20 protein-coding genes are annotated in these 23,938 nt (G+C 72.8%); 10 read left to right on the top strand and 10 right to left on the bottom strand.

The features are described from left to right. Positions 1-83: 83 nt before the first annotated feature. From AAC134_RS03840 to AAC134_RS03825, 4 genes are all read left to right on the top strand, one after another. The gene (locus tag AAC134_RS03840) at positions 84-1,046 is read left to right on the top strand and encodes a type II secretion system F family protein (protein ID WP_339947903.1); all 963 of its coding nucleotides are present in this window, start codon (positions 84-86) and stop codon (positions 1,044-1,046) included. Between the two features lie 818 nt (positions 1,047-1,864). Then, the gene (locus tag AAC134_RS03835; protein WP_339947734.1) at positions 1,865-2,458 is read left to right on the top strand and encodes a tetratricopeptide repeat protein; all 594 of its coding nucleotides are present in this window, start codon (positions 1,865-1,867) and stop codon (positions 2,456-2,458) included. Next, complete coding sequence (locus AAC134_RS03830; RefSeq protein WP_339947733.1) at positions 2,455-3,324, top strand: tetratricopeptide repeat protein; 870 nt, start codon at positions 2,455-2,457, stop codon at positions 3,322-3,324. Before AAC134_RS03835 ends, AAC134_RS03830 begins: the two co-directional genes overlap by 4 nt. Positions 3,325-3,428: 104 nt before the next feature. Beyond that, positions 3,429-3,932, top strand: coding sequence for a prepilin peptidase (locus AAC134_RS03825; RefSeq protein ID WP_339947732.1), 504 nt, complete (start codon positions 3,429-3,431; stop codon positions 3,930-3,932). Positions 3,933-4,056: 124 nt separating this feature from the next. Here AAC134_RS03825 and putA read toward each other — a convergent pair whose 3' ends face one another. Next, positions 4,057-7,575: a bifunctional proline dehydrogenase/L-glutamate gamma-semialdehyde dehydrogenase PutA gene (putA, locus tag AAC134_RS03820; RefSeq protein ID WP_339947731.1), complete on the bottom strand. Its 3,519-nt coding sequence runs from the start codon at positions 7,573-7,575 to the stop codon at positions 4,057-4,059. A 97-nt stretch (positions 7,576-7,672) separates the two neighbouring features. On the opposite strand from putA, the gene AAC134_RS03815 reads away from it, so the two are divergent. The 4 genes from AAC134_RS03815 (at position 7,673) to AAC134_RS03800 (ending at position 10,221) form a co-directional block, all read left to right on the top strand. Continuing rightward, entirely contained in the window at positions 7,673-8,161 is a 489-nt protein-coding gene (locus AAC134_RS03815) for an Lrp/AsnC ligand binding domain-containing protein (protein ID WP_339947730.1), read from the top strand. Between the two features lie 53 nt (positions 8,162-8,214). Beyond that, a complete protein-coding gene (locus AAC134_RS03810; RefSeq protein WP_339947729.1) occupies positions 8,215-9,336 on the top strand; it encodes an FAD-dependent oxidoreductase in 1,122 nt (373 codons plus the stop codon). Positions 9,337-9,517: 181 nt separating this feature from the next. Then, the gene (locus tag AAC134_RS03805) at positions 9,518-9,793 is read left to right on the top strand and encodes a YciI family protein (protein ID WP_339947728.1); all 276 of its coding nucleotides are present in this window, start codon (positions 9,518-9,520) and stop codon (positions 9,791-9,793) included. Beyond that, positions 9,793-10,221 (top strand): EVE domain-containing protein, encoded by a 429-nt coding sequence (locus AAC134_RS03800; RefSeq protein WP_339947727.1) that lies wholly within the window; start codon positions 9,793-9,795, stop codon positions 10,219-10,221. Before AAC134_RS03805 ends, AAC134_RS03800 begins: the two co-directional genes overlap by 1 nt. 96 nt (positions 10,222-10,317) lie before the next feature. Here AAC134_RS03800 and AAC134_RS03795 read toward each other — a convergent pair whose 3' ends face one another. From AAC134_RS03795 to gap, 3 genes are all read right to left on the bottom strand, one after another. Next, on the bottom strand, positions 10,318-12,708 hold the full coding sequence (locus AAC134_RS03795) for a DNA topoisomerase IV subunit A (protein WP_339947726.1): 2,391 nt from the start codon (positions 12,706-12,708) through the stop codon (positions 10,318-10,320). Positions 12,709-12,966: 258 nt separating this feature from the next. Beyond that, complete coding sequence (locus AAC134_RS03790) at positions 12,967-13,248, bottom strand: hypothetical protein (RefSeq protein ID WP_339947725.1); 282 nt, start codon at positions 13,246-13,248, stop codon at positions 12,967-12,969. 82 nt (positions 13,249-13,330) lie between these two features. Next, the gene (gap, locus tag AAC134_RS03785) at positions 13,331-14,332 is read right to left on the bottom strand and encodes a type I glyceraldehyde-3-phosphate dehydrogenase (RefSeq protein ID WP_339947724.1); all 1,002 of its coding nucleotides are present in this window, start codon (positions 14,330-14,332) and stop codon (positions 13,331-13,333) included. Between the two features lie 217 nt (positions 14,333-14,549). Here gap and AAC134_RS03780 point away from each other — a divergent pair, with 217 nt between their 5' ends. Continuing rightward, the gene (locus AAC134_RS03780; RefSeq protein ID WP_339947723.1) at positions 14,550-15,179 is read left to right on the top strand and encodes a hypothetical protein; all 630 of its coding nucleotides are present in this window, start codon (positions 14,550-14,552) and stop codon (positions 15,177-15,179) included. A 64-nt stretch (positions 15,180-15,243) separates the two neighbouring features. Then, on the top strand, positions 15,244-17,448 hold the full coding sequence (locus AAC134_RS03775; protein WP_339947722.1) for a methyl-accepting chemotaxis protein: 2,205 nt from the start codon (positions 15,244-15,246) through the stop codon (positions 17,446-17,448). Positions 17,449-17,683: 235 nt separating this feature from the next. On the opposite strand, the gene AAC134_RS03770 is transcribed toward AAC134_RS03775, so the two are convergent. The 6 genes from AAC134_RS03770 to AAC134_RS03745 form a co-directional block, all read right to left on the bottom strand. Continuing rightward, positions 17,684-18,499 (bottom strand): creatininase family protein, encoded by an 816-nt coding sequence (locus AAC134_RS03770; RefSeq protein ID WP_339947721.1) that lies wholly within the window; start codon positions 18,497-18,499, stop codon positions 17,684-17,686. A 3-nt stretch (positions 18,500-18,502) separates the two neighbouring features. Then, positions 18,503-19,459, bottom strand: coding sequence for a 2-oxoglutarate and iron-dependent oxygenase domain-containing protein (locus AAC134_RS03765; RefSeq protein ID WP_339947720.1), 957 nt, complete (start codon positions 19,457-19,459; stop codon positions 18,503-18,505). 111 nt (positions 19,460-19,570) lie between these two features. Then, the gene (locus AAC134_RS03760; protein WP_339947719.1) at positions 19,571-20,977 is read right to left on the bottom strand and encodes an FAD-binding oxidoreductase; all 1,407 of its coding nucleotides are present in this window, start codon (positions 20,975-20,977) and stop codon (positions 19,571-19,573) included. Then, a complete protein-coding gene (locus AAC134_RS03755; RefSeq protein ID WP_339947902.1) occupies positions 20,974-22,242 on the bottom strand; it encodes a cytosine deaminase in 1,269 nt (422 codons plus the stop codon). Before AAC134_RS03755 ends, AAC134_RS03760 begins: the two co-directional genes overlap by 4 nt. Before the next feature lie 13 nt (positions 22,243-22,255). Next, on the bottom strand, positions 22,256-23,149 hold the full coding sequence (locus tag AAC134_RS03750) for an ABC transporter permease (protein WP_339947718.1): 894 nt from the start codon (positions 23,147-23,149) through the stop codon (positions 22,256-22,258). Positions 23,150-23,153: 4 nt separating this feature from the next. Beyond that, a complete protein-coding gene (locus AAC134_RS03745) occupies positions 23,154-23,912 on the bottom strand; it encodes an ABC transporter ATP-binding protein (protein ID WP_339947901.1) in 759 nt (252 codons plus the stop codon). Positions 23,913-23,938: the final 26 nt, after the last annotated feature.

Raw genomic sequence — 23,938 nt, 5'->3', positions numbered from 1 at the left:
GCGCGACGACGCGCGCCGCGCAGCAGCGAGACGAGCAGCAGGTGAACCGGATCTTCGAAGCGCTGACGGCGGCCTTCGGTCCCATGGGGCCCGTCTGGGTCATGGGCGGTCTCGGCCTGATCCTGATCGTCGCGGCCGCACCGATGCTGATGTTCCGCCGCAACGACCCGCTCGAGAAGCTGGAGCGCGAGCGGGAGGCGATGCGTCTGGCCGCCGCCAGCCGCTCGGCCACCGCCAACGGCGCCGTGCGCCGCCGGCCGGAGAGCGAGGGCCTGCGCGCCGACAGCGCCAAGCCCGGGCGCCTTGCGACCCTCGCCCCCCTGTTCCAGCCCAAGGACCAGGAGAAGATCCAGGGCGCGCGCGAGAAGCTGATGCAGGCGGGCTATCGCTCGCGCACCGCGGTGCAGGCGTTCTTCGTGGCCCGCGTGCTGGGCGCCGCGCTGATCGGCATCGGCGCGCTGGCCTTCGCGCTGCTGCGCGGGACCGAGGTCGACGTGCTGTCCTATTCCGTGATCGGGGGGGTGGCGGCGGGCTATGCGCTGCCCTCCTACTGGGTCACGCGGCGGCGCGCGGCGCGGCAGGACGAGATCGGCAACGGCTTTCCCGACGCGCTCGACATGATGCTGGTCTGCGTCGAGGCGGGGCAGTCGCTGGACCAGGCGCTGATGCGCGTCTCGACCGAGATGCAGCACGCCCACCCCGCGCTCGCCGAGGAGTTCGAGATCGTCTCGGTCGAGATGCGCGCGGGCAAGGAGCGCGCCCAGGTCCTGCGCGACTTCGGCAACCGGGCCGGCGTCTCGGACATCTCCAGTTTCGTGACGGTGCTGATCCAGAGCTCGCAGTTCGGCACCTCGATCGCCGAGGCGCTGCGGGTCTACGCCTCGGAGATGCGCGACAAGCGGGTGATGCGGGCCGAGGAGAAGGCCAACAAGCTGCCCACCAAGCTGACGCTGGGCACGATGTTCTTCACCGTTCCGCCGCTGATGATCATCCTGATCGGCCCCTCGCTGGCGGACATCGCCAAGTTCCTGTCCGGCGATCAGTGACCGGACCGCCCCGCTCCTCCGCGCCCCGGGCGCCCTCGGGCCGGTCCCCCGCGCAGGGCCCGCCCGCGCCTCGCCGCGCGGCGGCGGGGCTCGCGCTTGGCCTTCTCGCGCTGGCCGCCGGCTGTGCGGGGAGCGGCGGGCCGCAGACGGAGGCCGCCCCCGGCGCGTCGGCCGCGGGCGCCTTCCCCGACGCCCCGCGTCCCGCCCCCGGAGCCAGCCTCACCGACTGGACCGCCCGCATGGGCCTCGCCTCGCCCACCCCGGGCGCGCGGCCGTCCGCTCCGCAATCCACGCCGTCGAGGGTCGCGACCGCGCCCCCCGCGCCCTCGGCGAGCCCGGCCCCGCCCCCGGCCGCAGCGTCCGCCCCAGCCCGGACAGTCACCGCGTCGCCGCCAGGCGCCCCGCCGACCCAGGCGATCGCGGCATCGCCGCCGAGCGCCCCGCAGCCCCTCGCCGCAGCCGCGCCGAGCGCGGATCGCCCCGCGGTCCGCGGCCCGACCACGCCCGAGGCGCGGGCCACCGCCGCCGCGCTGTTCGCCCCCGCGCCGTCGCCCTCAGGCGGCGCGCGCGTCGTCCCGGCGCCCGCCCCCCCGTCGGCGGCCTCGTCGGCTGCCCCTTCGGCCGCCCCGCCAGGCGCGGCTCCGGCGCCGGCCTCTCCGGCCGTCCCCGCCGAGGCTTCCCCGCCCGAGGCGGCGCCGGCCGAGGCCGGCGGGTTCTTCGCCAGGCTGTTCGGCGGCGGCGATGACGAGGACGAGGGGCCCGACCTCGGCCAGCCAGTTCCCGCGCCGGCGACGAAGGTCGCCGTTGCGCTCGAGGGCGTGGCGCGCGCCGAGGCGAACGCCGCCGCCGCCCGCGGCCCCGGTCCGGCCTCGCGCCGGGGCTGGGCGCTGCTCGACTCGGGCCGGGCCGAGCCCGCCTCCCGCGCCTTCCGCCAGGCCCTGATCGAGGAGGGGCCGACGCTGGGCACGATGCTGGGTCTGGGCGCCGCCTACCGCGCGCTCGGCCGCCGCGGCCCCGCGCTCGAGGTGCTGACCCGCACCGCCGAGGCCTGGCCCGACAGCCCCGCGGCGCGCAACAACCTCGGGACCGTGCTGTTCGACATCGGCCGGCTCGATGCGGCCGAGGGCCAGTTCCGCGCCGCGGCCGATCTGATGTCGCGCCAGGGCCTTGCGCCCTCGACCGAGGTGTCGCGCAACCTCGCGATGGTCGCCCGGGCCCGCGGGGCGCCGCTGGCCCCGACCCCCGAGCCGCTTCCCGCCGTTGTCCCCCCCGCCGTCTTCCCCCCCGCCGCCTTCCCCGCCGCCGCGGTCCCGCCCGCGAGCGGGATCCAGACCCCGGCCGCGACGCCGCCCGGCGCCCCGGCGCCCGTGGCGGTCCGCCCCCCCGTTCCCCGACCGGAGACCGAAGCGTGAGACCCATCCTCCGCCGCCTCGCCCTCGCGACGCTGCTGCTGGGCGCGCCGCTGCTCGCCGGCTGCACCGGCGATCTGCCCCGCACCGATGTCGACGGCGACGCCGAGCGCCGCGACAACCGCAATCCGCTCGACGAGGCCTCGATCAACGAGATCATGCTGACCGTCGCCGGCGCCGACGAGGCGGTGGCCTATTTCCGCGACGCGCTGACCTCGGACCCCGACAGCCCCAGCCTGCGCCGCGGCCTGGCGCGCAGCCTCGCCAAGGCCGGCCGCTACGCCGAGGCGCGCACCGTGTTCCGCGACCTGGTCGAGACCGGGCAGGCGGCGCCGCGCGACCATGTCGAATACGCGCTGACGCTGGCGCGGCTGGACCTGTGGGACGAGGCGGAGATCGAGGCCCAGAAGGTCCCCGCCGACTATCAGTCGGACCGTCGCACCATGCTGACCGCGCTGATGGCCGACCACCGCCAGGACTGGGCCGCCGCCGACGCGGCCTGGGAGCGGGCGCGCGCCCTCTCGCCCCAGCCGGCGGCGGTGCTCAACAACTGGGGCGTCTCGAAGATGGCCCGCGGCGAGTTCGCCGAGGCCGAGCGGATGTTCGAGCAGGCGCTGATCTACGACCCCTCGATGTTCTCGGCCAAGAACAACCTGGCGATCGCCAACGGGCTGCAGCGGCGCTATCGCCTGCCGGTGACGACGCTGACCGACCAGGAGAAGGCGGTGCTGCTGCACAACCTGGGCGTCATAGCCCTGCGCCAGGGCGACCGGGAGATGGCCGAGTCGCTGCTCCAGCAATCGCTCGACACCCATCCCGCCTTCTACGAGCCGGCGGCGGAGAAACTGTCGGCCTTGCGCGGTTCATGAGCCGCGGTACCGTTGCGTAACTTCGCGCGCGGGGGCCGTGGGGGCTCGCCTGCGCGCGCTTTGAGGCCGTCGTCCCCCCGGACGAAGGCAGGAAGAGGGGGAGGATGGCATTGCTCGAGCTGACGCGGGCCGAGGCAGCGTGGACCACGGTGCTGTGCGCCGCGCCGCTTCTGGTCGCGGCCGCGGTCTGGGACCTGCGGCGAATGCGGATTCCCAACTGGCTCAACGGCGGCCTGGTGGCGATCTTCCTGGCGCTGGGCCTCGCGATCCTGCCGCCCGAGGAGATCGCCTGGCGCGTGGCGGGCGGGCTGCTGGTGCTGGTCGTGGGCTTCGCCTTCTTCACCTTCGGCCGCATGGGGGGCGGCGACGTGAAGATGCTGGCGGCCTGCGCGCTCTACGTGCCGCTGCACCATGCGGGCACGGTGCTGCAGCTTCTGGCGCTGGCGCTGGCGCTGGGCCTGGGCGCGATCCACCTGGCTCGCCTCGCCCTGCGCGGACGCGAGACCGAGTGGCGCTCCCTGCGCAAGGGCGCGCGCTTTCCTATGGGCCTGTCGATCTCGGCCGCGATGCTGGCCTATCTCGGCGTGCTCGCCGCCCTGTCGAGCTGAGCTCCCGGCGGCGGGCGCAGAAGCCGCGGCGCGACGCGCCCGCCGGTCGCGGACCGCGCGCTCGCCGCGGCGGGACCGGGCGGGGCGGGCCCTTGCGGGCGTCTCCCGGCCGGCGAGGGGGGCCTCAGGCGGCCGCCGGGGGCGCGTCCTCGGCCGCCGCGAGGAGGGAGGCGTTGCCCCCCGCCGCGGTGGTGTCCACGCACAGGTGCCGCTCGAGCGCCGCGTGGCCGGCGTCAGGCGCGCCGGTGATCAGCGGCAGGATCGGCCCGTGCCGGGCGGCCAGCGCCCGGGCCAGCGTCCGGCCCGTCGCCTCGTCCCCCCACCAGAGCGCGCCGGCGAAGCCCTCGAGGGTCGTGAGCGCCTCGGGCGCGAGGGCCTCGGACGCCTCGACCGCGACGCCGCCGAGCGCGCGCACCGCGCGGGCCTGGGCGCCCGCCGCGCCGGCGCCCGGGCCGAGGCACAGGAGCGGCGCGCGCGCCACCCGGACGAGACGGTTCGACTCGCCCGTGGGGCCCGGCAGGGACTGCGCCTCGAGCGTCGCGCCGGCGCCGGTCGCGCGGGCGAGCCGGGCTGCGAGCGCGGGGGCCTCGAGCGGACCGCCGGGGGCCGGCGCCTCGGCCTCGGCCGGCGGGGCGGGCAGGGCGCGGAACCGGGCGAGGTAGCGCGGCCCCCCGGCCTTGGGTCCGGTCCCCGACAGGCCCTCGCCCCCGAAGGGCTGCGAGCCGACGATGGCGCCGATCTGGTTGCGGTTCACGTAGAGGTTGCCCGCGCGCACCCGCTCGGCCACGTGCTGCACGCGCCCGTCGATGCGGGTGTGAAGTCCGAAGGTCAGCCCGTATCCGCGGGCGTTGATCGCGTCGATGGTCGCGTCCAGCTCGTCCGCCTCGAAGGTGGCGACATGCAGGACCGGGCCGAAGACCTCCCGCTCGATGTCGGCGATGCCGGTCACCTGGATCAGGGTGGGGGCGAGGAAATGGCCGCTCGCCGCCGCCTGCGCCGGCAGGCGGCACTCGTGCAGAAGGCGGCCCTCGGCGCGGGCGGTCTCGACATGGGCCGCGATGCCCTCGCGCGCCTGCGCGTCGATCACCGGGCCCACGTCGGTCGACAGCGGCCAGGGGTCGCCGATGGCCAGCTCGTCCATCGCGCCCTTGAGCATCGAGACCAGCCGCCCCTCGGCCTCCTTCTGCACGTAGAGGCAGCGCAGGGCCGAGCAGCGCTGGCCGGCGGAGCGGAAGGCGGAGTTGACCGTGTCGCGCACCGCCTGTTCTGTCAGGGCGGTGGTGTCGACGATCATCGCGTTCAGCCCGCCGGTCTCGGCGATCAGGGGCGCGCCGGGGGCGAGGTTGTCGGCCATTGCGCGGCGGATCGCCTGGGCGGTCTCGGTGGCGCCGGTGAAGGCCACGCCGTCGACGCGGGGGTCGGAGGTCAGGGCCGCGCCCACGCTCTCGCCGTCGCCGGGGAGGAACTGGAGCGCCTCCGCCGGGACCCCGGCGCGGCGCATCAGCTGGACGGCGAGATGGGCGATCAGGGGCGTCTGCTCGGCGGGCTTTGCCAGCACGGCGTTGCCGGCGGCCAGCGCGGCGGACACCTGGCCGGTGAAGATCGCCAGCGGAAAGTTCCACGGACTGATGCAGGCGAAGACCCCGCGCGGGGCGCCGGGCAGGGGGCTCCCGTGGCCGCCCTCGGCCCCGTCGGCGTAGTAGCGCAGGAAGTCGACGGCCTCGCGGATCTCGCCGATGGCGTCGGGGATGGTCTTGCCGGCCTCGCGCGCCAGGATCGCGAGGATCGGGCCGCGGTCGGCCTCGTAGAGGTCGGCGGCGCGGCGCAGCACCGCGGCGCGGGTCTCGGGCGGGGCGTCCCAGGGGCGGGCGGCGGCGAGCGCGGCCTCGACGTCCGCAGGGGCCGCGTCGGTCACCTCGCCCACCCTCTCGCCGCTGGCCGGCGAGATCACCGGGATCGGGGCGCGGCCCTGCGCCTCGACCGCCAGCATCGGGGCGGCGAGGGGCAGGTCTCCGGCCAGCGCCGCGGCGCGCTCGGCCTCGATGGCGGCGAGGTCGGGGGCGTCGGTCAGGTCGGCGCCGGCGCTGTTGGCGCGGGGGGCGAAGATGTCGGGTCCGGTCGGCAGGCGCCGGTTGGGCACGGGCGAGGCGGCGAGTGCGGCGAACGGGCAGGCGGCGACGGCCTCGGGGGACACGTTCTCGTCCATGATCCGGTTGACGAAGGAGGAATTCGCCCCGTTCTCCAGCAGCCGGCGCACCAGGTAGGCGAGCAGGTCGCGATGCGCGCCGACGGGGGCGTAGATCCGGCAGCCGGTCTTCGCCTCGGCCTTGACCCGGTCGTGCAGCGCCTCGCCCATACCGTGCAGGCGCTGGAACTCGAAGACGTCTCGCGGCAGGTCGCCGGCCATCTGCAGGACGGCGGCAAGAGTATGCGCGTTGTGGGTGGCGAATTGCGGGAAGATCCGGTCGGTCATCCCCAGCAGCCGCCGGGCGATCCCGAGGTAGCTGACGTCGGAGGCCGCCTTGCGGGTGAAGACCGGGAAATCCTCGAGCCCCTCGACCTGGGCGTGCTTGATCTCGCCGTCCCAGTAGGCGCCTTTCACCAGCCGCAGGGTGATGCGGCGGTCGAGGCGGGAGGCGAGCGCGTGCAGCCACTCCACCACCGGCAGGGCGCGGCGGCCGTAGGCCTGCACCACCACGCCGAACCCGTCCCAGCCCTTCAGCGCGGGGTCCGACAGCACCGCCTCGATCACCTTCAGCGACAGGGCGAGGCGGTCCTGCTCCTCCGCGTCGATGGCCAGCGAGATGTTGGCCGCCGCCGCCTGGCGCACGAGGGACGAGAGCGCGGGGACCAGCTCGGCCATCACCCGGGCCTCCTGCGCCACCTCGTAGCGGGGGTGCAGGGCGGAGAGTTTCACCGAGATGCCGGGGTTCTTCCGGACATCCCTGTGCTTTGCCCGCGCGCCGATGGCCGCAATCGCGTCGGCGTAGCTGCGGGCGTAGCGGGCGGCGTCGGCGGCGGTCATCGCGGCCTCGCCCAGCATGTCGAAGGAGTAGGCGTAGCCCTTCGCCTCCATGCCCTTGCCGCGGTCCATGGCGGCGCCGATGGTCTCGCCCAGCACGAACTGGCGGCCCAGCTCGCGCATCGCGGCGGCGACGGCGCTGCGGATCACCGGCTCGCCCAGCCGCTTGACCGCGCCGCGCAGCCGCCCCGCGATCCCCGGAGAGCGGTCGTCGAGCACCCGCCCCGTCAGCAGCAGCGCCCAGGTCGAGGCGTTGACCAGGCTCGAGGCCGAGCGTCCCAGGTGCCGGCCCCAGTCCGAGGGGGCGATCTTGTCCTCGATCAGCGCGTCGATGGTCTGCGCGTCGGGCACCCGCAGCAGCGCCTCGGCGAGGCACATCAGGGCGACTCCCTCCTCGGTCGAGAGGCCGTATTCGGCGAGCATCGACTCGGTCAGGCCGGGCTTGTCGCCCTCGCGCACGGCGCGCACCCAGCCCGCGGCCCGCGCCACCGCGTCGGCGCGGGCGGCGGGCGAGAGATCGGCCGCGGCCTCCAGGTCTGCCAGCAGGGGGACTTCGGGGCGGCGCTTGCCGCCCTCGATCAGGGCCCAGGCGTCGGGGTGGGTGTCGCGCGGTCCGGTCATCTGGCTTTCGCCTCCATCAGGTTCGGACTAGACTATCGGCGTCTCTCCAGCCTTTTCGGCTTCAATCTTCTTTCGCTTGGTCGATCGGACCAAAATCATGGCCTCTGACGATCCGAACGGACTTCCGGCGCTCGACCAGTTCGATCGCGCGATTCTGCGCGAGCTGTCGGCGCAGGGGCGGATGTCCCTGACCGAACTGGCGGCCCGCGTCGGCCTCTCCAAGACCCCGGTCGCCGCGCGGGTGCGGCGGCTGGAGGAGGCGGGGGTGATCGCGGGCTACCGGGCCGTGCTGTCGCCCATCCGCCTTGGGCTGGCGCATGTCGTCTTTGTCGAGGTGCGCCTCGCCGACACGCGGGAGGCGGCGCTCAGGGCCTTCAACGCGGCGGTGCGGGCGATCCCCGAGGTGGAAGAGTGCCACATGATCGCGGGCGGGTTCGACTATCTTCTCAAGGTGCGCACGCGCGACATCGCCGGCTATCGCGCGGTGCTGGCCGAGAGCATCTCGGCGCTGCCCCATGTCGCCTCCTCCTCGACCTATGTGGCGATGGAGGCGGTGAAGGACGACGCGCCCGCGGGGGAGATCTGAGCGCGGGTCGAGCCTGCTTGACGCCCTCCGCGGGCCGTCGCAGGGTCGCGCGCATGAGCCAGTCCACGCCCTCGGCGATCGTGGTGGGCGCGGGGGTCGTGGGCCTCTGCGCCGCCTGGTCGCTCGCCCGTCGCGGGGCCGCCGTCACGGTGGTCGAGCGCGGGTCCGTCCCCGAGCCGCGCGCCGCCTCCTGCGATCATCACCGCATGATCCGGCTGAGCTACGCCGACCCCGGCTATTGCGCCCGCATGAGCGAGGCCTATGCCGCATGGGAGGCGCTGTGGGCCGACCTTCCCGGCGGCGGCACGCGCTATTATCACGCGCGCGGCGTGCTGACCCTCAGCCGCGGGGAGGGCGACTGGGGCGACCGGGCGCGGGCGGCCATGGATGTCGCGGGTCAGCCCTACGAGCGGCTGGCGCCGGGCGAGATCGCGGCGCGGTTCGCCCATCTCGAGCCCTCGAACGTGACCTACGGGTTCCTCTCGAAGGGCGGCTGCCTGATGGCCAACCACATCCTCACGGACCTGGCCGAGCGGCTGCGCGGGCAGGGCGCGACGATCCTCGAGCAGTCGCCGGTGGCGGCGATCGATGCGGAGGCGGGCGAGGTCTCGCTGGCCGACGGGCGCCGTCTGTCGGCGGACGTGGTGGTGCTGGCGGGGGGCGTGGGCGCGCAGGCGCTGGCGCCGGACCTGCTGCCCGACCTGTGGGCGCGGCGCACGGTGATCCTTTACGCCGATCCGCCAGAGGACCTGGCCGAGGCCTGGGCGACCGCGCCCGCCTGGACCGATCTGGGCGGGGACGGCGATCTGTGGGGGCTGCCGCCGGTGGAAGGGCTGCCGCTGAAGCTTGGCTGCGGCGCCTTCGGCATTCCCAACCCGGACCCCGAGGACCGCACCATGCGGGCCGAGGAGATGCAGCGGATGCTCGACGCCTATCGCGGCCATTTCCGCGGGATCGAGCGGTTCCGCATCCGCTGGGGCCAGGCAAACCACTTCACCTGCGCGCCCGAGGACCGCTTCGTGCTGCGACGGCGGGCGCGGTTGTGGGCGGTTTCGGCGGATTCCGGCCACGGCTTCAAGTTCGGGGCGCTGAGCGGCGAGGACGTGGCCGCCGCGGCGCTGGGCGAGGTCTCCGAGGCCGAGGCCGCCCGCCGCATGGCCGCCCGGCCGGCGTGACTTGCGCGGCGCGCGCCCGGACCCGCCCGCGCGCCGCCCCCGGCGCACCTCCCGCCCGCCCACCCCGGCGCGCCGGGGGCGGCGCGCGGGCTTGCGTCGCGGGGGACGCGCCATGGTCGGGCACTGGCGGGCGCCGGCGAAAAATGGCATTCCGCGAGGCGACCCCAACCGGAGGACGCCCATGCCCCACATCGTGATCTGCCGCGACAAGCCCGGCGCGCTGGACCTGCGGCTCGCCACCCGCGAGGCGCATCTGGCCTATATCGCCGAGACCGGCGCCGCCGCCTTCGGCGGGCCGATGCTGGGCGACGACGGCAAGCCCTGCGGCTCGATCCTGATGCTGCGCACCGACGACCGCGCCGAGGCCGAGGCCTGGGCCGCGGCCGATCCCTATGCGCAGGCGGGCCTGTTCGAGTCGGTCGAGATCAAGGGCTTCGTGCACGTGGTGGGCGCCTGATGCGCTACTGGCTGTTCAAGTCGGAGCCCAACACCTGGGGTTGGGACGATCAGGTCGCCAAGGGCGACGAGGGCGAGCCCTGGGACGGCGTGCGCAACTACCAGGCCCGCAACAACATGCGCGAGATGGCGGTGGGGGACCTCGGCTTCTTCTACCACTCGGTCAACGAGAAGCGGGTGATGGGCGTGATCGAGGTCATCGCCCCCGCAGCGCCCGACCCCAAGACCGATGACCCGCGCTGGGAATGCGTGACCATCAAGGCCATCGCCCCGTTCCCGCGCCCGGTGACGCTGGCCGAGTGCAAGGATGAGCCGCGCCTCGCCGAGATGTTCCTGGTCAAGAACACCCGCCTCTCGGTGCAGCCGGTGAGCGAGGCCGAGTGGAAGCTGGTGTGCGAGATGGGCGGCTACGAAGGGCCCGGCGCCTGAAACAGGCGGCCCGGGTTGGCGGAAACAGGAACGCCCGGACCGTCGGTCCGGGCGTTCTTCGTTTCGCGGGGGCCTCTTGGGGCGTCAGGCGGGGCCTCAGCTGAACTTGCGGTCCTGCGGGAAGCCGCGCGGGGCCATGCGGCCGGCGGCGGCGCGGGGACCGGTCCATTCCTGCAGCTCGGGGTCGAGGACGGTGCGGGTGCGCCCGCCGCCCATGGTCCACTGCAGGCCCTCGGCGCGGGTGAAGGTCCGCGCGTCGGACAGGCCGCCGTCCTTGTATTTCTGCAGGCGCACGCCCTTGCCGCGGGCCATTTCCGGCAGCTCCTCCAGCGGGAACACCAGCAGCTTGCGGTTGTCGCCGACCACCGCGACCGTGTCGCCCTCGACCGGCGCGCAGACCAGCGCCTTGCCCGGCGCCTTCACGTTCAGCGCCTGCTTGCCGGCGCGGGTCTGGGCCACCGCCTCGTCCTCGACCAGCACGAAGCCGTCGCCCGCGCTCGAGGCCAGCAGCCGCTTCGCGCCGGGGCGGTGGGGGAACAGGGCGAGCATCTCGTCCTCGTTGGGCAGGTCCACCATCAGGCGAACCGGCTCGCCCATGCCGCGCCCGCCGGGCAGCTTGTCGGCGGTCAGCGTGAAGAAGCGGCCCGAGGAGGAGAACAGCAGGATCTTGTCCGTCGTCTCCGCGTGGAACACGAAGCGGGGGCCGTCGCCGTCCTTGTACTTCACCTCGGCGTCCAGCGCCTGGCGCCCCTTCACCGCCCGGATCCAGCCCATCGCCGAGCAGATCACGGTGATCGGCTCGCGTTCGATCATCGCCTCGGCGGCCAGCACGTCGACCTGGGGCGCCTCGGCGAAGGCGGTGCGGCGGGCGCCGAGCGGATAGGGCTCGTAGCTCGCCTTCAGCGCGTCCAGCGCCTCGGGCGCGAAGGCGCCCTTGAAGGCCCGGGGGGCGCCGTAGTCCTCGCGCACCTTGCGCAGCTGGTCGGAGATCGCGGACCATTGCGCGTCCTCCGAGCCCAGCAGCTCCAGCAGGCCGGCCCGCTCGGTCTCGAGCGCCGCGCGCTCGTCGCGGATCTCCATTTCCTCGAGGCGGCGCAGGCTGCGCAGGCGCATGTTGAGGATCGCCTCGGCCTGCACCTCGGTCAGGAACACGCCGACGCCGGTTCCTTCGGGGTTCCAGGTCCAGCCGTCGGCCTGGATGAAGCCCCAGCGGGACCAGTCCTCGGCCATCAGCGAGACCTTGGGCTCGTCCTCGTTGCGGATGATCTCGATCACCCGGTCGAGGTTGAGGAAGGCCACGATGTAGCCGCCCAGCACCTCCAGCCGCCGCTCGATCCGCGCGAGCCGGTGGTTGGCGCGGCGAACCAGCACCTCGCGCCGGTGGTCGAGGAAGGCGCGCAGCACCTCGCGCAGGTCGCAGACCTTGGGCACCTTGCCGTCGATCAGCACGTTCATGTTCAGAGGGAACCGGGTCTCGAGGTCCGTCTGCTTGAACAGCGTCTCCATCAGCACCGCGGGGTCGACGTTGCGCGAGCGGGGCTCGAGCACCACGCGCACGTCCTCGGCGCTCTCGTCGCGCACGTCGGCGAGGATCGGGATCTTGCGGGTGTTGATCAGGTCGGCCAGCCGCTCGATCAGGCGGGATTTCTGCACCTGGTAGGGGATCTCGTCGACGATGACCCGCCAGGTTCCGCGGCCCAGATCCTCGACATGCCAGCGCGCGCGCAGGCGGAAGCCGCCGCGCCCCGTGCGGTAGGCCTCGAGGATCGAAGCGCGGCTTTCGACCATCACCCCGCCGGTGGGGAAGTCGGGGCCCGGCATCTTCTCGAGCAGGGTCTCGATCTCGGCGTTGGGGTGTTTGATCAGGTGCAGGGCGGCCGAGGCGACCTCGGCGGCGTTGTGGGGCGGGATCGAGGTCGCCATACCCACCGCGATGCCCGTGGCGCCGTTGGCCAGCAGGTTGGGGAAGGCGCCGGGGAGGACGACGGGCTCCTCCTCCTCGCCGTCGTAGGTCTGGCGGAGGTCGACGGCGTCCTCGTCCAGCCCCTCCATCATCAGGACCGCGACCGAGGTCAGGCGGGATTCGGTGTAGCGCATCGCCGCCGCGCTATCGCCGTCGACGTTGCCGAAGTTGCCCTGGCCGTCGACCATCGGGTAGCGCACGGCGAAGGTCTGGGCGAGGCGAACCAGCGCGTCGTAGACCGCGGTGTCGCCGTGGGGGTGGTACTTGCCGATCACGTCGCCGACGACGCGGGCCGACTTCTTGAACCCCTGGTTGGGGTCCATCCGCAGCAGGCGCATGGCCCACAGGATGCGGCGGTGCACGGGCTTCATCCCGTCGCGCGCGTCGGGCAGCGCGCGGTGCATGATGGTCGAGAGGGCGTACTGCAGATAGCGCTCGCCCAGGGCGCGGCGCAGCGGCTCGGCGCTGATCGCGCCGCCGCCGTCTCCGCCCCCGATGTCGTCTATGTCGATGTCGTCGGCCATATATGTTGTGTAGCTTGCGGGCGGAGGGCGCGTCCAGCGGACAAACGCGCCCAGGCCGCCGGAGGGGCGTCGGAGCCCCGGGGCCTATGCGCTCGCGCGGCCCGGCGCAACCCGCGGCGCGGCGGCTCAGGTCGCGGCGGAGGCGCGCTCGGCCGCGTCCAGCTCGCGGCGCATCGGCAGCCGCCCGCGCCCCTGGGGCCGCCAGCCGAAGCCCTCGGCCTGCGGCTCGCGGGAGACGACCTCGAAGTCCAGCCGCTCCTAGAGGCGGCGGGCCTCCGGGTTGGCGTCGTTGGCGACCAGCGCGCCGGCGGCGATCTCGCCCGGCATCGCCGCCGCGCCCTGCGTCCAGGCCTCGCCCCCCGCATCCGCCTTCGCCGTCTTCAGATGCCACGGGATCCCGCAGCCGGCCTCGTTCGACAGCACGGCGATCGTCATCGCGTCGGAGGGGCGGGCGGACCGCAGCGGGGGATCGAGGTCGAGATCGAGGATCGGCACGGTCGGCAGGGACGTCGAGGGGTGGCGGCCGCCCTCAACGCGCAACGCCGGCCCCGGAGGGTCGGCGCTGCAGTCTCTCGGGATCGCAGGCGGGGGGCGGGCGCCGCGCCCCCGCCCGCGTTCGGGATCAGATCGTCGCGGCCAGCGCCACGGCGGTGTCGGACATCCGGTTCGAGAAGCCCCACTCGTTGTCGTACCAGGTCAGGATGCGGACCATGGTCCCGTCCATCACCTTGGTCTGGTCCATGTGGAACACCGACGAGTGCGGGTCGTGGTTGAAGTCCACCGAGACCAGCGGCTCGGTCGTGTAGCCCAGCACGCCCTTCAGCTCGCCGTCGGCCGCGGCCTTGATGGCGGCGTTGATCTCCTCGACCGTGGTCGACTTCTTGGCGATGAAGGTCAGGTCGACGACCGAGACGTTGGGCGTGGGCACCCGGATCGCCACGCCGTCGAGCTTGCCGTTCAGCTCGGGCAGCACCAGGCCCACGGCCTTGGCGGCGCCGGTCGAGGTCGGGATCATCGACAGCGCCGCGGCGCGGGCGCGGTAGAGGTCCTTGTGCATCGTGTCCAGCGTCGGCTGGTCGCCGGTGTAGGAGTGGATGGTGGTCATGAACCCCTTCTCGATCCCCACCGCCTTGTCCAGCACATAGGCGACCGGCGCCAGGCAGTTGGTGGTGCACGAGGCGTTCGAGACGACCTTGTCCTGCGCGGTCAGCACGCCGTGGTTGACGCCGTAGACGATGGTCTTGTCGGCGCCGCCCGCGGGGGCCGAGACCAGCACGCGCTTCGAGCCGTTGGCCAGGTGGGCCGAGGCCTTCTCCTTGTCGGCGAAGATGCCGGTGCACTCCAGCGCCACGTCGACGTCGCCCCAGGGCAGGTTCTTGGGGTCGCGCTCGGCCGTCACCTTGATCGGGCCGCGGCCCACGTCGATGGTGTCGCCGTCAACCTTCACCACGCCCGGGAAGCGGCCGTGAACGCTGTCGTAGCGGATCAGGTGGGCGTTGGTCTCGACCGGGCCCAGGTCGTTGATCGCCACGACCTCGATGTCGGTGCGCCCGCTCTCGACGATGGCGCGCAGCACGTTGCGCCCGATTCGGCCGAACCCGTTGATGCCAACCTTCACCGTCATGTTCAGATCTCCTCCTGGCGCTTGCGCAGGGCGGCGCGTTCCGGCCGCCCGATGTTTCGTGGACTGTATATAGGCGCCCGGGGCCTGACGGAACCGTCGCGGGGCGGCCTTGACGCCGCGGTGGCGCGCGCGGCGGCGTCTTAACCTCACGGTAGCTTCCACAGGCCAAAAGTCCGCGCCTGTCCTGTCCGCCGTTGCCCCTCTTCGGGAGATCAGAATGCGCCCTGCCGCCTCCGCCGCCCGGTCCGCCTCCTCGCGGTCCCTTCGCCGTTTCGCCTCCGGCGCGACGATCGCCGCCGCCGCGCTGCTGGTCTCGGCCGGCGCCGCCTTCGCCGGCGCGTCCGAGTTCGACGCCAGCCTGCGCGCCTTGGCCGCCGAGCGGCTGGCCGCCTACGCGGCCGAGCCTGCGCTGGTCGAGGCCGTCGCCACCCAGAACGCCGCCGGCAAGCCCGACCAGTCGCGCGTCGACCAGCTCGACGCCGAGTGGCGGGCCCAGGTCGGCGGCGCCGCCTCGCCGCTGGTCGACAAGGTCACGGGGGCCCCCGCCTCCGCCCGCCTGGCCGAGATCCGCGACGCCAGCCAGGGCCTGATCACCGAGGTGATCCTCATGGATCAGGTCGGCCTGAACGTCGCGGTCAGCGAGCCCACTTCCGACTACTGGCAGGGGGACGAGGCGAAGTGGTCGCAGACCTATCTCGCCGGCGCGGGGGCCATGCATGTCTCGGACGTCGAGCTGGACGAGAGCACGCAGACCTATCAGGCCCAGGTGTCGCTGACCGTGGTCGACGCGTCCGGCGCGCCGATCGGGGCGATCACCTTCGGCGTCAACGTCGAGTATCTGGACTGATCCCAGCCGTCCCGCCGCAGGGGGCCGAGGGCCGCCTGCCGCCCGCTCCCTCGGAGATGCAAGCATGAGCCCGGCCGACCGTTCCTCCGCCGCCCCTTCCGCCGTCGCCGGGGTCTCCTCGGCGGGGCCCCAGGCCAGCCTGGGGCGGCGCATCGCGCTCGCGGCCGCCCTGGCCTCGATCCTGCTGACGGCGCTCCTGTGTGGCCTGGCCGCGTGGGAGCAGTCGGCGCTGGCGCGCTCCGTATTCGCCTCTGGCGCCTCTCAGGTCACCCAGCTGACGGCTTCGGGGCTCGGCGGCGCCGTGCGCTTCGGCAAGGCCGACATCGTCGAGGCGGAGCTGGCGCGGCTTGCCGAATCGAACGGTCAGGATCTGGTGGGCGCGGCCGCCTACGACGCCAAGGGCGACCTGCTGGCAAGCGCGGGCGCAAGGCCCGCCTCGCCCGAGGTCGAGACCGCGGTGCGTCAGGCGATCGCCTCGGGCGAGACCTGGGCCTCGGTCGACGGTCTCGCGCTGGTCCGCCCGATCGGCTTTGGCGCCGACAACGACGTCGTCGGCGCCTTCGCCGTGCTCTGGAGCGACATGGCCATCGCCGACCGGGTCGCCGCCGCGACCTGGCGCAACGCCCTGCTCGGCCTGGTCGTCGGCGTCGGCTGCTCGATCTTTGCGCTGTGGTCGCTGCATTCGATCCTCGGCAAGCCCCTCACGGCGATGGAGCGCGCCATCAACAGCCTGCTGAAAGGCGAGCTTGTGCGGGTGCCCGGCCAGCGCCGCAAGGACGAGATCGGCGCGCTGGCCCGCGCGATGACCTCGATCCACGACAAGGGGCTGGATGCCGCGCGCCTAAAGCAGGCCGTCGACAGCGCCCAGGTGCTGCTGATGGTCGCCGATGACGAGGACCGCATCACCTACGTCAGTCCCGGGCTGACGACGATGCTCAACGGCGTCGCCGGCGCGGTGCGACAGCGGGCGCCCGGCTTCGACGCCCACAATCTCGTGGGCGTGGACTTCAACGTCTTTCACGCCAACCGCGCCCATCAGGCCGGGATGCTGCGCAACATGACCAAGACCATCACCAGCGACATCCGCCTCGGCGACCGTCGCGTGAACCTGGTGGTCAATCCGATCCACACTCCCGGGGGCAAGCGCATGGGCACGGTGGTCGAGTGGCTCGACCGGACCGAGGACCTGGCCCTGCTGGCCGATATCGACGCCGCCGCCGCCGCCGCCGCGCAGGGCGAGTTCGGCCGTCGCCTGAAGCTGGGCGCCGGCGCGGACGAGAACCTCGATCGCGTGGCCGCCCAGGTGAACCGCATCTGCGAGACGGTCGACGGCTTCCTGACCGACGTCGACCGCCCCGTCGCCGCGATGGCCCAGGGCGACCTCTCCCATCGCGCCGGGACCGGTCACGAGGGCCGCTTCGGCCACCTGGCCGAGAGCCTGAACCGGACCATCGACCGGCTCGCCTCGCTGGTCGGCGACATCAAGCATGCCGAGGACGCGATCCGACGTTCGATCGACCTGGTCTCGGGCGGGGCCCGCGACCTCTCAGGTCGGACCGAGGCCCAGGCCTCGGCCATCGAGCAGACCTCGGCCACGGTCGAGGAGATCTCGGCCACCATCGCCACCAACGCCGACGGCGCCCGCGAGGCCGCCGCGATAACGCGCGAGGCCCGCTCCCGCGCCCAGCACGGCCAGTCGGTGGTGGGCGACGCCGTCTCCTCGATGTCCGAGATCGAGACGAGCTCCGGGCGGATCGGCGACATCACCGCGGTGATCGACGGCATCGCCTTCCAGACCAACCTGCTGGCCCTGAACGCCGCGGTCGAGGCCGCCCGCGCCGGCGAGGCCGGCAAGGGCTTTGCGGTGGTCGCCTCCGAGGTGCGCACCCTCGCCCAGCGCAGCTCCGAGGCCGCGCGCGACATCAAGGAGCTGATCGCGGCCTCCGGCGCCAAGGTCGCCGACGGCGTGCGCCTGGTGAACGCCACCGGCGACGCGCTCGGCGGACTGCTCGAGTCGATCTCGAGCATCGCGGGCTCGGTCGAGGACATCGCCCAGGCCAGCCAGGAGCAGGCGACCGGCATGCAGGAGATCACCTCCGCGGTGACGCACATGGACGACGCCACCCAGCGCAACGCGGCTCTGGCCGAGGAAAGCGCCCGCGCCGCCACGGCCCTGCGCTCCGAGTCGGATCAGCTCGCCGAACTGATCGGCTTCTTCCGCAACGCCGACCACGTCGCCGGGCGCCCCGCCTCCAGCCACGCGGCCTGATCCTCCGCCCGTCCCCGGGGAACCGGGGTCGGGCGCGACCGCTCCACGTTCACGGCGCCGGGGCCCGCGGGGCCGACCTCATGCATCGAGCGGCGCTCCTCGCGCGGCTCTGCGGGGAACCCCCGACGCAACGCGCCGGGCCCGCGCCGCGGCGGCAGACATCTCTGGCGGCCCGAGCGGTCGCCAGAGTGGTGTCGGGCGCCCTCGCCAGCGCTCGAGACGCCCCCGCGCCCGATCAGGCGCCCGGCGGCGGATCGGAGAACGCCGCGAAGGTCGCGAGATCCACCGATTCCACCTCCCGCAGCAGCTCGATGAACCCCTTCGCCTGGTGCGCGGCGATCGCCGCCCCCCTCTCCGCCGTCGCCGCCGAGGCGTCGCCGACCGTCCCGTCCGGGTTCAGGTCCTTGGCGATCCACCCGTAGGCCACCGAGCCCGTCGGCCGCAGCCAGCGGAAATCGCCCATCCCCTCGGCGCTGGAGGCGAAATCCTTCGCCCGCTCCATCCGCACCAGCTCCGGCCGGAAATGCAGCATCAGCGAGGTCTCGGCGTCGCCGCCGTGGATGCCGTAGGTCTTCTCCCGCTCGCTCAACATCCCCTCGGGATGCCCGAACGCTCCCCACTGGCACCGCACGGCCAGCATTCCCGCGCGCACCCGCAGCTCCCGCGTCGCGATCGAGATCAGGTCCAGGTTGCCGCCGTGAGAGTTCACGATGATCAGCTTGCGCACGCCGGCCCGCGCCACCGACAGGCCGATCTCGACCCAGGCCGCCAGCGCCGTCTCGGCGCTCAGCGTCAGAGTGCCGGGCGCATGCAGGTGCTCGTTCGACTTGCCCACCGCCTGCACCGGCAGGATGCGGATGTCGAGATCCTCGGGGACCCGCGCGCAGACCTCGCGCAGCATGCCGAGGTTGATCTCGGTGTCGACGCCGACCGGCAGGTGAGGCCCGTGCTGCTCGATGGCGGCGGTGGGCAGGATGGCGATGGTTTTCGCGGGGTCGATGTCGGCGTACTCGGTCGTCGAGTAGTCCAGCCAATGCAGGCGGCGCGTCATCGCTCAGCTCCGATGCTTGTAGGTTGCGTCCAGGCGCTCGGCCAGGTGCCGGGCGCCGGTGGTCGGCGCGTGGCGGGCCGGGCGGTCGGGGCCCACGCAGGTGGGCAGCGCCATGACCTCGGCGTCCGGATCGGGGTCGAGGAAGAAGGCGATCGAGAACCGCTCTGCCTTGGGCGCCAGCACGCGGTGGGGCGTCGAGACGTAGACGTCGTTGGTCCACCGCTCGAGGCAGTCGCCGATGTTGACCACGAAGGCGCCGGGGACCGAGGGCACGTCCAGCCACTCCCCCGTCCCCCGCAGGCTGCGCGGCTGCACCTGCAGCCCCGCCACCCCGTCGGTCGCCAGCAGCGTCACCGAGCCATAGTCGGAGTGCGCCCCCGCCCCGATGCCCTCGCCGCCGGCGGGGTAGCGCAGCAGCCGAAGGGTCGCCAGCGGGGCCTGGAACTTGTCGGCGAACCAGTCCTCGGGCAGGCCGAGATCGAGCGCGAAGGCCTGGTGCAGCTCGGCGCCCAGGCGCAGGCAGGCCGTGTACCAGCCCAGGCACTCGGCCTTGAAGGTGGGTTCGTCCGCGGGCCAGAGGTTCACGCCCCGGAACGGTTTTCCCGCGATCACCTCGGGGTGGTCCGGCCCAAGGTCCAGGCCGACGTTGAACGCCTCCTTGGCGTCGGCGACGCCGGAGGCGGGGTCCAGCGCCTCGACCTGCTGGGCGACGTAGCCGCGGTTGTGGGGGCTGTTGGCGATCGCCACCGCCTCCTTCGCCGCGGCGGGAAGGGCGAAGAAGTTGCGGGCCACGGTGAACATCGCCGTGCGCTGGGCGTCGAGGATGCCGGTGTTCCTGAGCAGGAAGAAACCGGTGTCGCGGCAGGCGCGGCCCAGGTCCCCGGCGAACTCCGCGCGGGCCGCCGCGTCCCCGTCGCGGAAGCTCGAGAAGTCCAGGACCGGAATGTCGAAATCGCTCATCGCTGTCTCCCTCCCCTCGTCGCCGGAGACGCCCGCCCCCGGCGCGAGGGTCGCGGGCCGCGGGGGCGAGGCGGCGCGACCGGGCGCGGCCTCGACCCGCGGCCTCCGGCGTCAGCCGGGCCGGCGCATGCCGGCATAGTCGTAGACGGACTTGTAGTCGAAATCCGGCCGGTCCCAGGTGATCATCTTGCCCGGGTTCAGCAGGCCCTTGGGGTCCGCCTCGCGCTTGAACTGCAGCTGGCGGTCGTCGGCCGCCTGTCGGCCGCCCTCCTCGAGCGTGTAGCGATGCGGGTTGAACACCCAGATCCCCATGTCCTCGTGGATCTTCACGATCTCCTCCAGCCGCGCGTCGGTCGAGTAGCGCACCACCGGCAGGCCCGCGAACGACAGCTTGCCGTTCATCCGGATCCCTTCCAGGTGCTGCACGACCTCGTCGCCGAAGGTCCGGCGCACAAGGTCCACCTGCTCGAGCGCGCCGGGCTGGGTGTAGCGCACCTGCAGGTAGGTGATCGTGGGATCGACCCGCAGCCCGCGCAGGGTGGTGTGGTTCCAGGCGTATTCGTAGGCGACGCCGAATGCCTTCTTCTCCTCGGCGGTCACCTTGTCGGAGCGGTAGATGATCTCCGCCCCCTTCGTGCGCGCCGTGTAGGTCATGAAGGCGTCCATCGCGTGGGGCGCCACCATCACGATCACCACCGACTGGTCCCGCCGGATCCGGTTCTTGATGCGCAGGAAATAGTCGTGGGGCAGGGGCGCCTCGACCGGGGTGATCAGCTTGGTGAGGATGCCGTCCTCATTGCCCAGCCCCTCGGACCAGCGGGCGCCCTCCATGAAGTCGTCAAAGCCCACCAGCACGTCGACCCAGTCGTAGGCGGGCGCCAGCGGCAGCTCGACCTCGGTGATGATGCCGTTGGTGCCGTAGGCGTGGGAGACGCGGTGCAGCTCCTCGCCGGTGAACTCCAGCACGCGGGGTTCGGCCTCCATCGTCACCACGCGCAGACGCAGGATGTTGCCGAGATCGCGAAGCTGCCCCCAGCGGACCGAGCCGACGCCGCCCGAGCCGCCGGCGATGAAGCCGCCGACGGTGGCGGTGGCGTAGGTCGAGGAGAACATGCGGATCTCCTGCCCGGATTTCTCGATGATCTCCTGGTCCATTTCGCGCAGGATCGCGCCGGGTTGCACGATCACGCGGCCCGGCTTGATGTCCACGACCTTGTTCATGTGGCGCATGTGCAGGATGCAGCCGCCCGCCAGCGGGATCGCCTGGCCGTAGTTGCCGGTGCCGGCGCCGCGGGTGGTGACAGGCACGTCATGCTCGTAGCAGGCCTTGAGGACCTCGATCACCTCGGCCTCGGACTTGGGCGCGACGACGAAGTCGCCGACCAGGTGGTCGAGCCGCGATTTCAGGATCGGCGAATACCAGAAGAAGTCCCGGCTCTTGGCCTTCACCGAGGCCGGCTTCTCGTCGAGGTCGAGATGCGAGAGCGCCTCCTTGGCGGCGAGGACGTTGGGGGTCATGCGGGCTCCATCAGGTCGTCGAGCTCGGCGTAGTCGGGCAGGGTCCGGTCGATGGCCCGCCCAGCCCGGAGCACGATGCGGTCGGTCTGGGGGCGCGCGAACAGCTCGGTCCAGCTTCGCGCGCGGGTGATCACGAGATCCGCCGGCGCCCCCGCGGCAAGGCTGGGCGCCTCGAAGCCGCAGGCGTGGGCCGGGGCGGTCAGGAACGCCTCGACCCAGTCGCCGCGCGAATGGTCGAGATGCGCGATCCGGGTCGCCTCCCGCATCACCTCGATCATGTCGAGGTCGCCGTAGGCGTAGAAGGGATCGCGGGTGTTGTCGGAGGCGAAGATCACCGGGATCCCCCGTTCGCGCGCCTCATGCACCAGGGTGACGCCGCGGTTGCGCGGCGTGCGGCCGGCGTGGCGATCCTGGAGGTACATGTTGCACATCGCGAGCGAGGTGATCGACATGCCGGTCTCGGCGCAGAGATCCAGCGTCGCCAGCGCCTCCGCCTCGTCCTGGGTCGACAGCGAGCAGCAGTGCCCGCAGTTGATCATGCCGGTGTAGCCGGTGCGCTTTGCGGCCAGCGCGATCTCGCGCAGGGTGGCCGAGGTCGGGTCCAGCGTCTCGTCGGCGTGGAAGTCGGCGTCGAGGCCGAGCTCTCCGGCCGTCTCGAAGAACAGGTCGAGGCGCGCGGCCACGTCCGGGATCGGGTAGGTGACCGTGCCCAGCACGCCGCCCGAGTCCTTCACGATCTGCGACAGCTTCCGCCAGGCCGGGCCGCCGTCCACCGCATCGACGCCCACCAGGCACACCGCCTGCAGGTCGACGCAGCCGGCCCAGTCCTCGCGCAGTTCGCGGAACACGGACCAGGAGATCTCGTCCTGCGGGGCCGAGGAATCCAGATGCGTGCGCAGGCTGCGCGTGCCGTGCGCCCAGGCCGAGCGCAGCGAGAAATCGGCCCGTCGGCGCACGTCCTCGGCCGACCAGCGGGCGACGCGATCCGCGCCGACCGTCGTAAGCGCGCCCATGAAGGTGCCGTCGGGGTTGGGCGAGCGGGCCCAGATATGCCCCTTGTCGATATGGGTGTGCGCGTCGGTGAAACAGGGGAAGACCATGCGGCCGCCCATGTCTATCTCGGCATCCGCAGGTTCGGACGCGTCCACGATCCGCCCGTCGGCGATCGAGAGGTCCAGGCTCTCGAGGTCGCCCGCGCGGCCCGACAGGCAGGCGGGCGCGCGCAGGTTCGTCAGCCGAAGACGCGGGGCCTGCGGCAGTTCCATGAAATCCAAGGTCTCAGACCTCCCGCTTGACGGCGCTCTCGTGCCACTTGTGCAGAAGCGCGTGGCTGAGGAAAGACAGCAGGGCGAAGATCAGCACGCCGGTCAGCGCGATCAGGATCAGGGCGGCGAAGGCGAGATCGGTTTTCAGCCGGTAGTTCGCCTCGAGGATCCGGAAGGCGAGGCCCGAGCCCATGCCCCCGGTGCCGGCGACGAACTCGGCCACCACCGCGCCGATCAGGGAAAGCCCGCCGGCGATGCGCAGGCCGCCCAGGAAGTAGGGCAGGGCGGCCGGGATCTGCAGGTAGCGCAGCTTCTGCCAGCGCGTCGCCCCATAGATCGAGAACAGGTCGCGCAGGTTGTGATCGGCCGAGCGCAGCCCCAGCGTCGAGTTCGACAGGATCGGGAAGAACGCCACGATCCAGGCCACGATCAGCATCCCCAGAACCTTCTCGGGGATCACGAACAGCCCGAGGTCGACGTCGGTGACATAGATCAGGATCAGCGGCGCGACGGCCACCACCGGCGTCACCTGCAGGATGACGGCGAAGGGATAGAAGGCCATCTCGGCAAAGCGCGACTGGTTGAACAGCACCGCCAGCCCGACGCCGCCGGCGACCGCGGCCAGCAGCGCCAGCGCGGTGGTCTGGATGGTGATCAGCCAGCTTGCGAACAGGGTGGCGGCGTTCTCGACCAGCGCCTCCCACACGAGGCCCGGGCCGGGCAGGATGTAGTGGGGGATCTCGTTGGCCACCACGGTCCAGTGCCACGCGAACAGCGCGCCCAGGATCACGGCGGCTGGCAGCACCCAGCTCGCGATCTTCTCGACGCGGCGGCGGCGCTGGCGGGCCAGCTCGTCGATGTCGATCGGGGCGTCGATCCGGGCGGGGTCGGTGTCGGCGACGGTCATCGGCTCACTCATGTCCGGCGGAGGCGCCGCCCATGGCCTCGTTCAGCGCCTCGGAGGCGGCGCGGCACTGGGCGGCGTATTCGGCCGAGGTGCGGAAGATCTCGGCGCGGGGATAGGGCTCGTCCACGTTCAGCTCGCGGATCACGCGGCCCGGGCGGGCGGCCATCACCACGATCCGGTCCGAGAGGAACACGGACTCGAAGACCGAGTGGGTGACGAAGATCACCGTGCAGTTCAGCTTGGCGCGCATCGCCAGCAGGTCGTTGTTGAGCTTGAAGCGGGTGATCTCGTCGAGCGCGGCGAAAGGCTCGTCCATCAGGATCAGCTTGGGCCGGGTGACCATGGCCCGGGCGATCGAGACGCGCATCTTCATGCCGCCCGACAGCTCGCGCGGATAGGCGCCCTCGAAGCCCTTCAGGCCGACGGTCTCCAGCGCGTCCTCGATGTCGGCGCGGCAGCTCGAGAAGCTCTTGCCGCGCAGGCGCATCGGCAGCCAGACGTTCTTCGCGACCGTCGCCCAGGGCATCAGCGTGGGTTCCTGGAACACCACGCCGAGGTCGGCGTCCGAGCGTCCGCCGCTCGCCCACTCGATCCTGCCCGAGGTGGGGTTCGAGAGGCCAGCGATCAGCCTCAGCGCCGTCGACTTGCCGCAGCCCGAGGGGCCCAGCAACGAGATGAAGTCGCCCTGGCGCACCTCCATCGACATGCCGCGCAGCGCCACCACGTCGCGTCCGAAGACCTTGGTGACGTTGCGCACCGACATCAGCGGCGCCCGCGCCGCGCGCTCGG

The organism is uncultured Albimonas sp. (genome assembly GCF_963977235.1).
GTDB lineage: Bacteria > Pseudomonadota > Alphaproteobacteria > Rhodobacterales > Rhodobacteraceae > Albimonas.
The sequence above is the reverse complement of the archived record's forward strand: the minus strand, read 5'-3'. Positions and strand labels throughout refer to the sequence as shown.

Bases quoted from the DNA above. Each gene is read 5' to 3' on its own strand.
- AAC134_RS03840 (WP_339947903.1), top strand. From the start codon at position 84: ATGGGGCCCGTCTGGGTCATGGGCGGTCTCGGCCTGATCCTGATCGTC.
- AAC134_RS03825 (WP_339947732.1), top strand. From the start codon at position 3,429: ATGGCATTGCTCGAGCTGACGCGGGCCGAGGCAGCGTGGACCACGGTG.
- putA (WP_339947731.1), bottom strand. From the start codon at position 7,575: ATGACCGGACCGCGCGACACCCACCCCGACGCCTGGGCCCTGATCGAG.
- AAC134_RS03815 (WP_339947730.1), top strand. From the start codon at position 7,673: ATGGCCTCTGACGATCCGAACGGACTTCCGGCGCTCGACCAGTTCGAT.
- AAC134_RS03810 (WP_339947729.1), top strand. From the start codon at position 8,215: ATGAGCCAGTCCACGCCCTCGGCGATCGTGGTGGGCGCGGGGGTCGTG.
- AAC134_RS03805 (WP_339947728.1), top strand. From the start codon at position 9,518: ATGCCCCACATCGTGATCTGCCGCGACAAGCCCGGCGCGCTGGACCTG.
- AAC134_RS03800 (WP_339947727.1), top strand. From the start codon at position 9,793: ATGCGCTACTGGCTGTTCAAGTCGGAGCCCAACACCTGGGGTTGGGAC.
- AAC134_RS03795 (WP_339947726.1), bottom strand. From the start codon at position 12,708: ATGGCCGACGACATCGACATAGACGACATCGGGGGCGGAGACGGCGGC.
- gap (WP_339947724.1), bottom strand. From the start codon at position 14,332: ATGACGGTGAAGGTTGGCATCAACGGGTTCGGCCGAATCGGGCGCAAC.
- AAC134_RS03780 (WP_339947723.1), top strand. From the start codon at position 14,550: ATGCGCCCTGCCGCCTCCGCCGCCCGGTCCGCCTCCTCGCGGTCCCTT.
- AAC134_RS03775 (WP_339947722.1), top strand. From the start codon at position 15,244: ATGAGCCCGGCCGACCGTTCCTCCGCCGCCCCTTCCGCCGTCGCCGGG.
- AAC134_RS03770 (WP_339947721.1), bottom strand. From the start codon at position 18,499: ATGACGCGCCGCCTGCATTGGCTGGACTACTCGACGACCGAGTACGCC.
- AAC134_RS03765 (WP_339947720.1), bottom strand. From the start codon at position 19,459: ATGAGCGATTTCGACATTCCGGTCCTGGACTTCTCGAGCTTCCGCGAC.
- AAC134_RS03760 (WP_339947719.1), bottom strand. From the start codon at position 20,977: ATGACCCCCAACGTCCTCGCCGCCAAGGAGGCGCTCTCGCATCTCGAC.
- AAC134_RS03755 (WP_339947902.1), bottom strand. From the start codon at position 22,242: ATGGAACTGCCGCAGGCCCCGCGTCTTCGGCTGACGAACCTGCGCGCG.
- AAC134_RS03750 (WP_339947718.1), bottom strand. From the start codon at position 23,149: ATGACCGTCGCCGACACCGACCCCGCCCGGATCGACGCCCCGATCGAC.
- AAC134_RS03745 (WP_339947901.1), bottom strand. From the start codon at position 23,912: ATGTCGGTGCGCAACGTCACCAAGGTCTTCGGACGCGACGTGGTGGCG.